General features: G+C 66.5%; 2 protein-coding genes. Both read left to right on the forward strand.

Going from position 1 to position 17,423, the window contains the following annotated elements; translation table 11 throughout:
* Positions 1-71 precede the first annotated feature (71 nt).
* Positions 72-11,234 carry a non-ribosomal peptide synthetase gene (locus DK261_RS01930; protein WP_110175216.1) on the forward strand — a complete coding sequence of 3,721 codons (11,163 nt, stop codon included), beginning with the start codon at positions 72-74 and terminating at the stop codon, positions 11,232-11,234.
* Positions 11,234-17,423 (forward strand): non-ribosomal peptide synthetase (locus tag DK261_RS01935; RefSeq protein ID WP_110175250.1); only part of this gene is annotated, 6,190 nt, incomplete at its 3' end. The genes DK261_RS01930 and DK261_RS01935, both read left to right, overlap by 1 nt.

The raw sequence follows: 17,423 nt of genomic DNA on the forward strand, positions 1-17,423 counted from the left end.
CTTCATCCGTTCCGTAGGGATGACCGAGCCAATGCTCGATACCCCACAAGCAAGTACGGATGCCCCCCCCGATGAATGCCGAAGACTCCTTGAAGCTCGCCCGTAGATTCATTGAACTGCCGCTGGAAAAGCGCCGGCTGTTCTTGAAGGCTCTGGACAAGGAAGGCGTCGACTTCTCTCTGCTGCCGATTCCCGCGGGGGTCGCTGTGCCTGATCGCCAGGCGCTGTCCTACGCGCAGCAGCGCATGTGGTTTCTCTGGCAACTGGACCCGCAGAGCGCGGCCTACAACCTGCCCAACGCGGTACGCCTGAGCGGGCCGCTGGATCGGGCGGTGCTGGCCCGGGCCTTCGACTGGCTGCTGGAGCGCCATGAAAGCCTGCGCACGGTGTTCCGCCTGGAGCAGGACGAACCGCGGCAGGTCGTCCTGGCGACCCAGGTGAGCATCGATTACCAGGACCTGAGCGACCTCGACCCCGCGCAGCGCGAAGCCAGCGTACGGCAGCGGGCCGACGCCGAGGCGCGCCGGCCCTTCGATCTGCAGCAGGGGCCGCTGTTGCGGGTCTGCGTGTTGGGGCTGGGGGAGCAGGAGCACGTCATGCTGCTGACCTTGCACCACATCGTCGCCGACGGCTGGTCCATGGGCGTGCTGATCGAGGAGTTCCTGCAAGCCTATGACGCGCTGCTCGAGGGCGAGGCGCCGAGCGCGCCGGCCCTGCCGATCCAGTACCGCGACTACGCGCTGTGGCAGCGCAGCTGGCTGGAAGCCGGGGAGCAGGAGCGGCAGCTGGCGTACTGGCGGGCCAAGCTCGGGGACGAACACCCGGTGCTCAAGCTGCCCACCGATCATCCGCGCCAGGCCCGTTCCAGCCGCCAGGGGCGGCGCCTGGACTTCGAGCTGGCGCCACCGTTGGCCCAGCAACTGGGTGCCCTGGCGCGACAGCAGGGGGTGACCCTGTTCGCCGTGCTGCTGGCAGGTTTCAAGCTGCTGCTGGCACGCTACAGCGGCCAGCAGGATATCCGTGTCGGCGTGCCGATCGCCAACCGCACGCGCCAGGAAGCCGAAGGGCTGATCGGCTTCTTCGTCAACACCCAGGTGCTGCGCAGCGAGTTGAGCCCGCATTTGACGGTGGAGCAACTGCTGGCCGATATCCGCGAGACCACCCTGGGGGCGCAGGCCCATCAGGAGCTGCCTTTCGAACGCTTGGTGGAGGCCCTGCAACTCGAGCGCAGCCTGAGCCACAGCCCGCTGTTCCAGGTGCTCTACAACCACCAGCCGCAGGTCACCGAGCTGGCCACCCTGCGCAGCCGTTCCGGGCTTGAAGTGCAGGCCCTGGCGCGCAACGAGCGTACGGTGCAGTTCGACCTGACCCTGGACACCTTCGAACGCGGCGGCCGGTTGCAGGCTGCCTTCACCTATGACTGCCAGCTGTTCGAGGAACAGACCGTCGAACGCATGGCCGGCCACTGGCAGAACCTGCTGTGGGCGATGGTGCGTGAGCCGCAGTCGGCGATTGCCGAACTGCCACTGCTCGACGCCGAGCAACGCCAGGCCACCCTGGCCCAGGGGATTGGTGCGCCTGAGGCATTCGTCGCCGCTTCGGTGCTCGAGCTGTTTGCCGAGCAGGTGCGCGTGCGGCCCGAGGCGCCGGCCCTGGTGTTCGGCGAGCAGTGCCTGAGTTATCGCCAGCTGGATCAGCGCGCCGCGCGCCTGGCTGCGGCCCTGGTACAGCGTGGCGTGGGCCCCGAGGTGCTGGTGGGCATCGCCGTGGAGCGCTCCCTGGAGATGGTGGTGGGCCTGCTGGCGGTGCTCAAGGCCGGCGGCGCCTACGTGCCCCTGGATGCCCAATACCCCGAGCAGCGCTTGAGCTACATGCTGCAAGACAGCGGCGTTGCCCTGCTGCTGAGCGAGACCGCGGTGCAGGCGCGGCTGCCGCTGGCGGCCGGGGTCAGCGTGCTGTTGCTCGACCAGCCGGACAGCTGGGCGCCGGCCAGCGATTCGCAGGCGCCACTGCCGCAGGTCGAGGCCGGGCACCTGGCCTATTCGATCTACACCTCCGGTTCCACGGGGGCGGCCAAGGGCGTCACCATCACCCACGGGGCCCTGGCCAACTACGTGCAGGCGATCCTGGCGCGCCTGCCGCTGGGGGCCGCGCGCAACATGGCGGTGGTCTCGACCATCGCCGCCGACCTGGGGCATACCACGCTGTTTGGCGCCCTGTGCTCCGGCAGTTGCCTGCATGTGATCGACCTGGATACCGGCCTGGATGCCGAGGCCTTTTCGGCCTACCTGGACGCCCGGCAGATCGATGTACTGAAGATCGTCCCTTCGCATTTGCAGGCGCTGATGAGCGGCGCGGAGCCGGCCCGCGCCCTGCCAAGGCAGTGCCTGGTGCTGGGCGGCGAAGCCTGCCCGGCGACGCTGGTCAGCAAGGTTCGGGCCCTGGCGCCGCAGTGCGCGGTGTTCAACCACTACGGCCCGACGGAAACCACGGTCGGCGCCCTGACCATGGCTGCCGCTGACGTGGACCAGGCCCTGGCGGTGGTGCCCCTGGGCCAGCCGCTGGCCAACGTCCGCGCCCGGGTGCTGGATGCCTCGCTGCAACCCGTGGCGCCCGGCACCCCGGCCGAGCTGTACCTGGGCGGTGCCGGCCTGGCGCGGGGTTACCACCGCCGGCCGGCATTGACCGCCGAGCGTTTTGTTCCCGACCCTTTCAGTGCCGACGGGCAGCGGCTGTACCGCACCGGTGACTTGGCGCGCTACCTCGATGGCGGGGTCATCGATTACCTGGGGCGCATCGACCATCAGGTGAAGATTCGCGGCTACCGCATCGAACTGGGGGAAATCACCGCGGCGCTCAAGCAGTTGCCGCAGGTCGAGGACGCCGTGGCGCAGGTGGTCAGCGTGGCCGACGAGCCGCAAGTGGCGGCTTATGGGGTGCTGGCCAAGGCCAGCGCTCAGGAGCCGGAAGCGGCCTGGCAGGAGATTCGCCGGCAGTTGGCGGTGGCGCTGCCCGACTACATGCTGCCGATGCATTTCGTGGCCCTGGAAGGCATGCCGTTGACCGCCAACGGCAAGCTCGACCTGCGGGCCTTGCCGCCGGTGCAACCGCAGGCACCGGTGGCCGCATACGTCGCGCCGGTCAGCGAGTTGCAACAGCAGATCGCGGCGATCTGGCAGGACGTGCTCAAGGTCGAGCGGGTGGGCCTGAGCGATAACTTCTTCGCCCTGGGCGGGCATTCGCTGCTGGCCACTCAGATCATTTCCCGGGTCCGCCGGTTGCTGGCGGCGGAGGTGCCGCTGCGGGTGCTGTTCGAGACCGCGCGCCTGGATGAGTTCGTCGAGCAGGTACAGGCCTGTGTTGGCGCCGGTTCGCTGTCGCTGATCGAGGCGCTAGGGCGCGACGAGCCATTGCCGGCTTCCCATGCCCAGCAGCGGCAATGGCTGTTCTGGCAGATGCACCCGCAGAGCACCGCCTACCACACGCCGATCGTGGTCCGGCTCCAGGGTGTGCCGGACCGGCAGGCGTTGCAGCACAGCTTCGACGCCCTGGCGCTGCGCCATGAAGCTTTCCGCACCACCTTTACCCAGCACCAGGACAGCCTGTGCCAGGTGGTGCACCCCCAGGGTGAAATTCCCCTGGCCTGGGAGCGCCTGGCCCCGGGCCTGTCCCGCGAGGCGGTCGAGGCCAGGGCCCTGGAAGAAACCCAGGTGCTGTTCGACCTGGAGCACGGCCCCCTGTGCCGGGCCCGGGTGCTGCAGATCGCCGAGCAGGAGTGCCTGCTGGTGGTGACTCTGCACCACATCATTTCCGATGGCGCCTCCATGAGTGTGCTGGCCCGGGAATTCGTCGCCCTCTACCGGGGGTTCATCCAGGGGCAGGCCCCGCAGTTCGATGAATTGAGCGTGCAGTACGCCGACTACGCCAGCTGGCACCGGGCCTGGCTCGAGCAGGGCGAGCAGCAGCGGCAACTGGATTACTGGCGCGAGCAGCTGGGGCTGGAACACCCGGTGCTGGAACTGCCGGTGGACCATCCGCGCCAGGCCCTGGTGAGCCATCGCCAGGAGCGCCTGGGTTTGCGTCTGCCGGTGGACCTGGAGCAGGGCTTGCGGCGCCTGGCGCGCGAGCACGACATGACCCTGTTCCAGCTGTTCCTCGGCTCGTTCGCCCTGTTGCTGCACCGCTATTGCGACCAGCCCGATATCCGTATCGGCGTGCCGGTCAGCAACCGTCGCCACCAGGAAATGGAAGGCGTGATGGGCTTCTTCGTCAACACCCTGGTGATGCGCGTCGAGCTGGCGCCGAGCCTGGCGGTGGGGCAGTTGCTGCGTCAGGTCAAGGCCACGGCCCTGGCCGCCCAGGCCCATCAGGACCTGCCGTTCGACCGCCTGGTGGATGCGCTCAAGCCCCAGCGCGCGCTGGATCAGAACCCGCTGTTCCAGGTGATGTACAACCACCTGAGCATTGCCGGGGAAAGCGCCGACGGCGCCAGCCTGCCGGGCCTGCACGCCGAGGAAATGGTCCTGCAGGGCGGTACCGCGCAATTCGACCTGACCCTGGAAACCCTGGAAACCGACGCTGGGATCAACGCATCGTTCATCTATGCCGGTGAGTTGTTCGAGGTGTCGACCGTCGAAGGTTTCGCCGATCACTGGCGCAACCTGCTGCAAGGCATGCTCGAACCGCAACAGGCGATTGGCGAGCTGGCGATGCTGGGCCGGGAGGAGCAGGGGCGGATTCGCCAGGACTGGGATCACACCCAGGTGGTTTACCCCACCAACCGCTTTGTCCACCAACTGTTCGCCGACCAGGCGGCCAGGGCGCCAGAGGCGCCGGCGGTGTTCTTCGCCGAGCAGCGCCTGAGCTATCGCGAGCTGGACATCCAGGCCAACCAGCTGGCGCACAAGCTGATCGAGCTGGGAGTCGGTCCGGAAGTCCGGGTGGCCATTGCCATGCCGCGTTGCGCGGAGATCATGGTGGCCTTCCTGGCCGTGCTCAAGGCCGGCGGGGTTTATGTGCCGCTGGACATTGAATACCCCCAGGATCGCCTGCGCTACATGATGCAGGACAGTGGTGCCTGGTTGCTGCTGACCCAGAGCCATCTGCTGGATCGCCTGCCGATTCCCGATGGTTTGCCGACCCTCAGCGTCGAAGGCGCGGCTGACTTTGCGGCTTACCCTATGACCAGCCCGGAGGTGACCCTGGCCGAGGAAAACCTCGCCTACGTGATCTACACCTCCGGCTCCACCGGCCTGCCCAAAGGCGTGGCGGTGTCCCACGGTCCGCTGGCGATGCACAGCCTGGCCACCGGCGAGCGCTATGAAATGAGCCCGGCGGATTGCGAACTGCACTTTATGTCCTTCGCTTTCGATGGCTCCCACGAAGGCTGGATGCACCCGCTGATCTATGGCGCCAGCGTGCTGATCCGCGATGACAGCCTGTGGTCGCCGGAATTTACCTACGAGCAGATGCACCGTTATGGCGTCACCGTCGGCGTGTTCCCACCGGTGTACCTGCAACAGCTGGCGGTGCACGCCGAACGCGACGGCAATCCGCCGGCGGTGCGGGTGTATTGCTTCGGCGGTGATGCGGTTCCCCAGGCCAGTTATGACCTGGCCTGGCGGGCGCTGCGGCCGAAGTACATCTTCAACGGCTACGGCCCGACCGAAACCGTGGTCACCCCGCTGATCTGGAAGGCCAAGGCTGGCGATCCGTGCGATGCGGCCTATGCGCCGATCGGCAATATCGTCGGCAATCGCAGCGCCTACGTCGCCGATGCCAACCTCAACCTGCTGCCGGTGGGCGTGGCGGGCGAGCTGTATCTGGGCGGCCTGGGCGTGGCTCGGGGTTATCTGGATCGGCCGGGGCTGACGGCCGAGCGTTTTATTCCCGACCCTTACAGCACCAGCGGTGCACGGCTGTATCGCAGCGGCGACCTGACTCGTTATCGCACTGACGGCCTGGTGGAGTACGTCGGTCGTGTCGACCATCAAGTGAAGGTGCGGGGTTTCCGTATCGAGCTGGGTGAAATCGAAGCGCGGTTGCTGGAGCAAGACCCAGTGCTGGAAGTGGCGGTGATCGCCCAGCCAGGGCCGAGCGGCCAGCAACTGGTGGGTTATATCGTGCCGGTGGACGCGCAGGTTACTTCGAGCAACGAACGCCAGGCGCAACTGCGGGAAAGCATCAAGGCCCGACTGCGGGAAAACCTGCCGGACTACATGGTGCCGACCTACCTGCTGTTCCTCGAAGCGCTGCCGCTGACGCCGAACGGCAAGCTGGACCGCAAGTCGTTGCCGAAGGTCGATGCACAGCTGATGCAGCAGACCTATGTCGCGCCGCAAAACGAGCTGGAACAGCAGATCGCCGCCATCTGGGCCGATGTGCTGAAGCTGGAACAGGTCGGCGTGACCGACAACTTCTTCGAACTGGGTGGCGACTCGATCATCTCGATCCAGGTGGTCAGCCGTGCCCGTCAGGCCGGTATTCGTTTTACCCCGAAAGACCTGTTCCAGCACCAGACGGTGCAGGGACTGGCCACGGTGGCGGAGCAGGGCGAGGGCGGGTTGCAGATCGACCAGGGCCCGGTGCGCGGCGAGATGGCGCTGCTGCCGATCCAGCAATGGTTCTTCGACACCCCGGTGCCGGAACGTCATCACTGGAACCAGTCGGTGCTGCTCAAGCCGCTGAAGACCCTGAGTGCCCAGGCGCTGGAGCAAGCCTTGCACGCCTTGCTCGAACACCACGACGGCCTGCGCCTGAACTTCGTCGAAGAGGGGGCCGGCTGGGTCGCGACTTATGCGCCGTCGGCGCCGGTGACTTCGGCACCGTTGGCCGCGATGCAAGCCGATGCGGTGCTGTGGCTGGCGGACAACGCGACTCAAGATTCGCTGCAAACCCTGTGCGACGCGGCGCAACGCAGCCTCAATCTGCAACAGGGGCCTGTGCTGCGCGCCGTACTCTTGACCTTGCAGGACGGCAGCCAGCGTCTGCTGCTGGCGATCCATCACCTGGTGGTGGACGGCGTGTCCTGGCGGGTGCTGCTGGAAGACCTGCAGCAGGCCCTGGTACAGCAAGCGGCCGGGCAAACCATCAAGCTGCCGGCCAAGACCAGCTCGACCCAGGCCTGGGCCGGGCAGTTGCAGGCTTATGCCCAAAGCGCGGCGCTGCAACAGGAACTGGCTTACTGGCAGGCCCAGCTGCAAGGCGTCGAATCGGGCCTGCCCTGCGACCGGGTAACGGACCGGGTCGCGATCAAGGATGCCCTGAGCGTCAGCACCGAGCTGGACCAGGCCTATACCCAGCGCCTGTTGCAGGACGCCCCGGCGGCCTACCGCACGCAGATCAACGATCTGCTGTTGACGGCCCTGGCCCGGGTCATCACCCGCTGGACCGGTGACGCCAACGCCCTGGTGCAACTGGAAGGCCACGGCCGTGAAGAACTGTTCGACAGCATCGACCTGAGCCGTACCGTGGGTTGGTTCACCAGCGTATTCCCGGTCAAGCTGACGCCGCAGGCGGCCCTGGCCGACTCGATCAAGCAGATCAAGGAGCAACTGCGCGCGGTGCCGAACAAGGGCATCGGTTTTGGCGCCCTGCGTTACCTGGGGGATGCCCATGCCCAGGCAACCCTCGCGGCCCTGGCCGTACCGCGCATCACCTTCAACTACCTGGGCCAGTTCGACGCCAGCTTCGACGAGGCCGATGCCTGGTTCGCCCCGTGTGCCGAAGCCAAGGGCGCAGACCAGAGTGCCGAGGCCCCGTTGGGTAACTGGCTGAGCATCAATGGCCAGGTCTATGGCGGTCAGTTGAAGCTGGGCTGGACCTTCAGCACACAGATGTTCGACGCCGCGACCATCCAGCGCCTGGCGGATGACTATGCCGAGGAACTCAAGGCGCTGATCGAGCATTGCAGCCAGCCGCAGCACCGTGGCGTCACCCCATCGGACTTCCCGTTGGCACGCCTGAGCCAGCAGCAACTGGATCGCTTGCCCGTGCCGCTGCCCCAGGTCGAGGACCTCTATCCGCTGTCGCCGATGCAGCAGGGCATGCTGTTCCATACCCTGTATGAGCAACAGGGCGGCGACTACATCAACCAACTGCGGGTGGACGTGGAGGGGCTCGATCCCGAGCGTTTCCGTCAGGCCTGGCAAGCGGCCATCGACCGTCACGATATCCTGCGCACCGGTTTTCTCTGGCAGGGCGAGTTGCCGGCGCCGATCCAGGTGGTGCACAAGCGCATGGCCCTGGATTTTGTCGAGCATGACTGGCGCGCCGTGGCATCGGCGGCCCAGGACCTGGACGCCCTGGCCGGGCAGGAGCGCCAGCGCGGTTTTGATCTGGCGGCGGCGCCCTTGCTGCGCCTGACCCTGGTGCGTCTCGATGACCAGCGCTATCACCTGATCTACACCAACCATCACATCCTGATGGACGGCTGGAGCAACTCGCGGCTGCTGGGGGAAGTCCTGCAAGGTTACTCGGGGCAATCGGCAGGGGCGGCGCCTGGCCGCTATCGCGACTACATCGCCTGGCTGCAACGCCAGGACGCCCAGCTCGGCGAGGCCTTCTGGAAACAGCAACTGGCGACCCTGGACGAGCCGACCCGCCTGGCCCAGGCCATCAACCGCAGTGCTGGGCAGAGCGTCGCGGACCAAGGCTACGGGGCTTATCAGCAGCAACTGGACGGCCAACAGACCCAACGCTTGAGCGAGTTCGCCCGCCAGCAGAAGGTCACGGTCAACACCCTGGTGCAGGCTGCCTGGCTGCTGTTGCTGCAACGCTATACCGGGCAGGACACAGTGGTGTTCGGCGCTACGGTGTCCGGGCGTCCCGCGGAGCTTAAAGGCGTGGAGCAGCAGATCGGCCTGTTTATCAACACCCTGCCGGTGGTGGCTTCGCCGCGTCCGGACATGGCCGCCAGCGACTGGCTGCAGGTGGTGCAGGCACGCAACCTGGCCCTGCGCGACTTCGAACACACACCGTTGTATGAAGTGCAGCGCTGGGCCGGTTTGGGTGGCGAGGCGCTGTTCGACAACATCCTGGTGTTCGAGAACTACCCGGTGTCCGAAGCCCTGGCACAAGGCGCCCCGGCGCAATTGAGCTTCGGCACGGCGGCCAACCATGAGCAGACCAACTACCCGTTGACCCTGTCGGTCTACCTGGGGCAGACCCTGTCCTTCGACTACAGCTATGCCCGGGAGCATTTTGCCCAGGCGAATATCCAGCAACTGGCCGGCTACCTGGAGCAACTGCTCATGGGCATGCTGGCGAATCCGCAGGGCAGCCTCGGCGAACTGTCGTTGCTCGGCGCCACCGAGCGCCGGCTGATCGACGAGCAGCGCAGCCGGACCCCGGCGCGAGACCTGGCGCCGCAGTGCGTCCAGCAGTTGATCGAAGCCCAGGCCCAACGCACCCCGGATGCGGTGGCGCTGCTGTGTGGCGACCAGCAACTGAGCTACGGCCAGCTCAACCAGCGCGCTAACCAGTTGGCCCACAAGCTGATCGAGCGGGGCATTGGCCCGGATGTCCGGGTCGGCATCGCCGTGGAGCGTGGGCTGGACATGATCGTCGGCCTGCTGGCGGTGCTCAAGGCCGGGGGCGCCTACGTGCCGCTGGACCCTGAATACCCGCAGGACCGCCTGCATTACATGATGCAGGACAGCGGCATCCGCTTGCTGTTGACCCAGGCGCCACTGCTGCAACGCTTGCAGGATGGCGTAGCGGTGCCGCACCTGTGCCTGGATCAGGGCCAGGAATGGCTGGCTGGCGATGACCGGGGCAATCCGGCCCAACGCAGCAATCCGGAGAATCTGGCGTACGTGATGTACACCTCCGGCTCCACCGGCCGGCCCAAAGGCGTGGATATCAGCCACGGCGCCTTGAGCCAGCACGCCCAGGTTTCCCGGGATTATTTCAAGATGACCGCCGAGGACCGTGGGCTGCAGTTCTCCACCTTCAACTTCGACGCCTTCGTCGAGCAGCTATACCCGGCGCTGATCTGCGGCGCCTCGGTGGTGATTCGCGGCAAAGAGCTGTGGGACAGCGAAACCTTCTACCGCGAGTTGATCGGGCAGGGCATCAGCATCGTCGACCTGAGCACCGCCTACTGGTTCATGCTCGGCAAGGATTACGCCAGCCGCGAACCCCGTGACTTCGGGCGCCTGCGCCAGCTCAACCTGGGCGGCGAAGCCATGGCGGCCGAAGGCGTGGCCGCCTGGAAAAAGGCCGGGCTGAAGCACGCGTGCCTGCTCAATACCTACGGGCCCACCGAGGCCACGGTGAGTGTCACCGCCCATGACTGCAGCGGCTACCTGCAGGACGGTGCAACCCTGCCGAGCCAGATCCCCCTGGGCAAGGGCCTGCCGGGCCGCTCCATCTACCTGCTGGACAACAGCGGCAACCTGACCCTCAAGGGCGCCACGGGCGAGCTGATGATCGGCGGCGACCTGCTGGCCCGGGGTTACCACGATCGCCCAGGCCTGACGGCGGAGCGTTTCATTCCCGATCCGTTCAGCCAGGACGGCGGGCGCCTGTACCGCTCCGGTGACCTGGCGCGCTACGACGCCGAGGGCGTGATCGACTATGCCGGGCGTATCGACCATCAGGTGAAGATCCGCGGTTTCCGGATCGAAATGGGCGAGATCGAAGCCCGTCTGCTGGAGCTACCGCAAGTGCGCGAAGCCGTGGTGCTGGCCCAGGACGCGGCCGGTGGTCCGCAGTTGGTGGCTTATCTGGTGGCCGCCCAGGGTGTGAGCGCAGACAGCCAGGACGATCAGGCCCGGCTGCGGGAACAACTGAAAGCGGCGCTCAAGGCAGTGCTGCCGGACTACATGCTGCCGGCCCATTTGCTGTTCCTGGAAGCGTTGCCGCTGAGCCCCAACGGCAAGCTGGACCGCAAGGCGCTGCCCAAGGCCGACGCCAGCCTGCTGCAGCAGGCCTATGTCGCGCCGCAGAGCGAGCTGGAACAACAGGTCGCGGCGATCTGGGCCGAGGTGCTCGAAGTCGAGCAAGTGGGCATGAACGATAACTTCTTTGAATCAGGTGGGCATTCCTTGTTGGTAACCGCGATGGTCTCTCGAGTCCAGCTCAAGCTTGGGCGTCAAGTCAGTGTGCAGATGGCGTTCGAATTTCCAACCCTGGGGCTGTTCGTCAGCCAGTTGCAGCAGGCCCCGGGCCAGGCACAGGGCGCCGACCTGAGTGCGCTGGAGCTGTTGCTCGACGAAATGGAGGCCGTGTAATGGATAACGCCACCGCGTTGAAGATTGTCAAAGGCTTCATCCTGCTGCCGCTGGAGAAGCGCAAGGTCTACCTGCAGAAGATGCTGGAGCAGGGCATTTCCCCGGCCAACCTGCCGATTCCGCAGGTGCGCCTGAGCCAGGAGCGCCTGCCGCTTTCCTATGCCCAGCAACGCCAGTGGTTTCTCTGGCAGCTGGCGCCGGACAGCACGGCCTATCACATTCCCAAGGCCCTGCGCCTGCGTGGTCGGCTGGACGTGGAGGCCTTGCAGCGCAGCTTCGACACCCTGATTGCCCGCCATGAAAGCCTGCGCACGCATTTCGTCGAGGATGCCGACGCGGCGCTGCAAGTGGTGCTGCCCGAGGTGCGCCTGGAAATCGCCCGCCAGAGGCTGGCGGCCGATGAACGCGAGATCGACACGGCGGTGCAGGGCTTCGTGCAGGCCCAGACCCGGCAGCTGTTCGATCTGCTGCAAGGGCCCTTGCTCCGGGTCGGCCTGTTGCAGCTGGCCGAGGACGACCATGTGCTGGTCCTGACCCAGCACCACATCGTTTCCGATGGCTGGTCGATGCAGGTCATGGTGGATGAACTGATGGCCCTCTACATCGGCTACAGCCAGGGGCAACAACCCCAGCTGCCGCCGCTGCCGATCCACTACGCCGACTACGCCATCTGGCAGCGCAACTGGATGGAAGCCGGTGAGAAGGAACGCCAGCTGGCCTACTGGACTGCGCAGCTGGGGGGCGAGCAGCCCCTGCTGGAACTACCGCTGGACCGTCCGCGTCCGGCCGTCCAGAGCCATCGCGGCGCGCGCCTGGAGCTGACCCTGGAGCAGCCCTTGAGTGAAGCCCTGGGCAGCCTGGCGCAGCGCGAAGGGGTGACCCTGTTCATGCTGTTGCTGGCCTCGTTCCAGACCCTGTTGCACCGCTACAGCGGCCAGGCCGATATCCGCGTCGGCGTGCCCATCGCCAACCGCAACCGGGTCGAGACCGAACGGCTGATCGGCTTCTTCGTCAACACCCAGGTGCTCAAGGCCGAGGTCGACGGGCAGATGTCCGTAAGCCAGCTGTTGCAGCAGGTGCGGCAGACCGCCCTGGCGGCCCAGGCCCATCAGGACCTGCCTTTCGAGCAACTGGTGGAGGCGCTGCAACCGGAGCGCAGCCTGAGCCACAACCCGCTGTTCCAGGTGATGTTCAACCATCAGGTCGAGGCCGCGGCTCCAGCGGGCGCCCTCAGCCTGCCGGGCCTGAGCATCGAAGCCCTGGACTCGGCCGGGCAGTCGGCGCAGTTCGACCTGACCCTGGACACCGTGGAGACCCAGGGCCGGATCGCCGCCTCGCTGATCTATGCGACCGATGTATTCGATGCCGCGACCATCGAGCAGATGGCCGGCCACTGGCGCCAGTTGCTGCAGGGCATGGTCCGCCAGCCAGAGCAGCGCATTGGCCAGCTGCCCATGCTCGACGCCGGGGAACAGGCGCAGATCATCTCCCAGTGGAATCCGCAGCCGCAGGCATTCCCCTCGACGGCCTGCGTGCACCAGTTGATCGAGGCGCAGGCGGCGAAGGCGCCCGAGGCCATCGCCCTGACGTTCCAGGGCCAGCACCTGGACTACCGGCAGCTCAATGAGCGGGCCAACCGCCTGGCGCACAAGCTCATCGAACAGGGCGTGGGGCCCAATGTGCTGGTGGGCCTGGCGGCGGAGCGTGGCCTGGAGATGCTGATCGGCTTGCTGGCGATCCTCAAGGCCGGCGGTGCCTATGTGCCGCTGGACCCGGCCTATCCCCAGGACCGCCTGCAACACATGATGCAGGACAGCGGCATCAGGCTGTTGCTGACCCAGGAACATCTGCGCCAGGGGCTGCCGGCATTTGCCGGCACCACCCTGTTGCTCGAGCAGCCACTGGACACCTACGCGGTGCACAACCCCGAGGTCGGGATGACCCCACAGGACCTGGCCTATGTGATCTACACCTCGGGTTCCACCGGCAAGCCCAAGGGCACCTTGCAGCCCCATCACAATGTGTTGCGGCTGTTCGCGGCGACCGCCGACTGGTTCCGCTTCGGCCCGGAGGATGTCTGGAGCCTGTTCCATTCCTATGCCTTCGACTTCTCCGTGTGGGAGATCTTTGGCGCCCTGATGCATGGCGGGCGCCTGTTGATCGTGCCCCAGGAGGTGGCGCGCTCGGCCCAGGATTTCTACCCGCTGCTCTGCGCCGAAGGGGTCACGGTGCTCAACCAGACGCCGTCGGCCTTCCGCCAGCTGATGCACGTGGCCTGCGCCGCCGGGCAGGGGCATGCGCTGCGCTACATCGTGTTCGGCGGCGAGGCCCTGGAGGTCAATACCCTGCAACCCTGGTTCCAGCGTTTCGGCGACCGCCAGCCGCAGTTGGTGAACATGTACGGCATCACCGAGACCACGGTGCACGTCACCTACCGCCCGCTGTCCCAGGCGGACTTGACGCTGGCGGGGGCCAGCCCGATCGGCGAGTTGATCCCCGACATGTCCTGGTACCTGCTGGACGGCAACCTGCAACCGGTGCCCAAGGGCTGCATCGGTGAGCTGTATGTCGGGCGCGCCGGGCTGGCCTGGGGCTACCTGAACCGCGGCGACCTGAGCGCCGCGCGGTTTGTCCCGGACCCCTTCGGCGAGGCGGGCGAGCGCCTGTACCGTACCGGCGATCTGGCGCGTTACCAGGCCGATGGTTCGATCGGCTACATCGGTCGCATCGACCATCAGGTGAAGATTCGCGGCTTCCGTATCGAGCTGGGTGAGATCGAGGCACGCCTGCTGGAACTGCCGGCGGTGCGCGAGGCGGTGGTCCTGGCCCAGGCAGGGCCGGACGGTCCGCAGCTGGTGGCCTATGTGGTGCCGGCCGGTCCGGCCTGGAACGACCTGGCCTGGAACGACGCGGCCCAGGCCGACGCGCAACTGGCGCTGCGGGAACACCTCAAGGCCGGCTTGCGCGAGCATCTGCCGGCGTACATGGTGCCGGCCCACGTGCTGTTCCTTCCGGCCTTGCCGCTGACCGCCAACGGCAAGCTCAATCGCGGCGCCTTGCCCGCCGTCGACAGCGGCTTGCTGCAGCGCGCCCATGTGGCCCCGCGCACCGAGCTTGAAGCGCAGGTGGCCGGGATCTGGGCCCAGGTGCTGAAGCTGGAACAGGTCGGCCTGAGCGACAACTTCTTCGAACTGGGCGGCCACTCGCTGCTCGCCACCCAGGTGATGTCGCGGTTGCGCCAGGACCTGGGCATCGAGGCGCCGCTCAAGCGGCTCTTCGAAGGCGAGTCGCTGGAAGACTTCGTGCGCCTGCTGGGAGCGGATACCTCGGCAGCGCTGGAAGCGATTCCCCTGGTGGATCGCCAGCAGCCCCTGGCGGTCTCCTATGCCCAGGAGCGCCAGTGGTTCCTCTGGCAACTGGATGCCGACAGCAGCGCCTACCACATCCCCATGGCCCTGCGCCTGCGCGGCGCCCTGGATGAGGCGGCGTTGCAGAGCAGCTTCGATGCGCTGATCGCTCGCCATGAAACCCTGCGCACACGCTTTGTCGAGGGCGCCCAGGGCCTGACCCAGGTGATCGAGGCCCAGGCCCGCTTGCGGATCGAGCGACAGGACCTGTCCTTGCTGGTGCAAGCCGGCAACGCCGAGCAATTGATCCAGCAGGTGCTCGAGACCCAGGTACGCCAGGCCTTCGACTTGCGCCAGGGGCCTTTGCTGCGCGCGACCCTGGTGCGTCTGGCGGCGGACGAGCATGTGCTGGTGCTGGTGCAGCACCATATCGTCTCCGATGGCTGGTCGATGCAACTGATGGTCGAGGAGCTGATCCAGCTGTATGGCGCCCATGCCCAGGGGCAGCCGGCCGAGCTGCCGGCGCTGGCGGTGCAGTACGCGGACTACGCGGCCTGGCAGCGGCAGTGGATGGACGCCGGCGAGCGCGAGCGGCAATTGGGCTACTGGCTGCGGCAACTGGAAGGCGGCACCCAGGTGCTGGACCTGCCACTGGACCATCCGCGTCCGTTGCAGCAAAGCCACCGTGGCGCGCGCCTGGGCATCAGCCTGGACGGCGCGTTGCCGGGCGCCTTGAAACAACTGGCGCAGCGCGAAGGGGTGACCCTGTTCATGCTGTTGCTGGCCTCGTTCCAGGTGCTGCTGCACCGCTACAGCGGCCAGGCCGATATCCGCGTTGGCGTGCCCACCGCCAACCGCAACCGGGTCGAGACCGAGCGCCTGATCGGCTTCTTCGTCAACACCCAGGTGCTCAAGGCCGAGGTCGACGGGCAATCGAGCTTCAGCGACTTCCTCGTCCAGATCAAAGGCCGTGCCCTGGAAGCCCAGGAGCATCAGGACCTGCCTTTCGAGCAATTGGTGGAAGCCCTGAACCCGGAGCGCAGCCTGAGCTACAGCCCGCTGTTCCAGGTGCTGTTCAACCATCAGGCCGCTGCCCGTCAGGGCGCCCGGGGCCTGGAGGTTCCCGGCTTGCAGGTGGAGATGCTCAGTGGCGAGGAGAGCAGTACCCAGTTCGACCTGAGCCTGGACACCTTCGAGTCCGAGGACGGTCTCTGGGCATCGCTGACCTACGCCACCGACCTGTTCGAACCCTCGACCATCGAGCGCCTGGCCCAGTCCTGGGTGCAGTTGCTGCAGGGCATTGTCCAGCAACCCCGGCAACGCCTGGGGGACTTGCCGCTGCTGGCGGCCTCCGAGCAGAACAAGCTGCTGCACGAATGGGCCCCGGCGTCGGTCGAGTTCCCGAGCGAGCACGGTGTGCATCAGCTGGTCGAGGCCCAGGCGCGGAAAAACCCTGAAGCCGAAGCCCTGTTGTTTGCTGGGCAAAGCCTGGACTACCAGGCACTCAATGCCCGGGCCAACCGCCTGGCGCACAAGCTGATCGAGCTCGGTGTCGGGCCGGAAGTGCGGGTCGGCGTGGCCATGCAGCGCACCCCGGAGATGGTCGTGGCGCTGTTGGCGGTGCTCAAGGCCGGTGGCGCCTATGTGCCGCTGGACCCGGATTACCCACAGGATCGCCTGGCCCATATGCTGCGCGACAGCCAGGCACAGATCCTGCTGACCGAAAGTGCGTTGCTGTCGCTGCTGCCGGCTATTGAGTCCCTGCAAACCCTGCAACTGGATGCGCAACCGGGCTGGCTGGACGGCTATTCGCCGGAGAACCCGGCGCCGCGAGCGACCGCGGACAACCTGGCCTATGTGATCTACACCTCGGGTTCCACCGGCTTGCCTAAAGGCGTGGCGATTGCCCATCGCAACGTGCTGGCGCTGATCGACTGGTCGAGCCGGGTGTACAGCGCCGATGACCTGCAAGGGGTGCTGGCCTCGACCTCGATCTGCTTCGACCTGTCGGTGTGGGAGCTGTTCGTCACCCTGTCCAGCGGCGGTTTTATCGTCCTGGCGCGCAACGCCCTGGAGTTGCCGGAGCTGGTGGACCGCGACCGGGTGCGGCTGATCAATACCGTGCCGTCGGCGATTGCCGCCTTGCAGCGCAGCGGGCAGATTCCGCCCGGTGTGCGGATCATCAACCTGGCGGGGGAACCACTGAAGCAGGCGCTGGTGGATAGCCTGTACCAGCAACCGGGCCTGCAACACGTCTACGACCTCTACGGTCCTTCGGAAGACACTACTTACTCCACTTACACCCGCCGCGAAGCGGGTGGCCAGGCCAATATCGGCCGGGCCATCAGCAATACCCAGAGCTATATCTTGAGTCCGGATCTGCAGCCGGTGCCGGTGAGCAGCGCCGGCGAGTTGTACCTGGCCGGCGCGGGGGTGACCCGCGGCTACCTGGCGCGTCCGGGGCTGACCGCCGAGAAGTTCGTGCCCAACCCGTTCTCCTGCGACGGTGGCCGGGTCTACCGCACCGGCGACCTGACCCGCTATCGCGCCGATGGGGTGATCGAGTACATCGGCCGCATCGACCATCAGGTGAAGGTCCGCGGTTTCCGTATCGAACTGGGTGAAATCGAAGCGCGGCTGGTGCAGCAGGCCGCGGTGCGTGAGGCCTTTGTCCTGGCCCAGGATGGCGACAACGGCCAGCAACTGGTGGCCTATATCGTGCCGGGCGATGCCGAGGCGGCGGTTGCCGGTGACGCGCAAGTGGCCTTGCGCGAAAACATCAAGACGGCCCTGAAAGAACATCTGCCGGACTATATGGTGCCGGCCTACCTGCTGTTCCTCG

This window comes from Pseudomonas sp. RW409, from assembly GCF_003184125.1.
Classification (GTDB): Bacteria; Pseudomonadota; Gammaproteobacteria; order Pseudomonadales; family Pseudomonadaceae; genus Aquipseudomonas; species Aquipseudomonas chlororaphis_I.

Coding starts and splice junctions, on each gene's coding strand:
- DK261_RS01930 (WP_110175216.1), top strand. CDS start 72: ATGAATGCCGAAGACTCCTTGAAGCTCGCCCGTAGATTCATTGAACTG.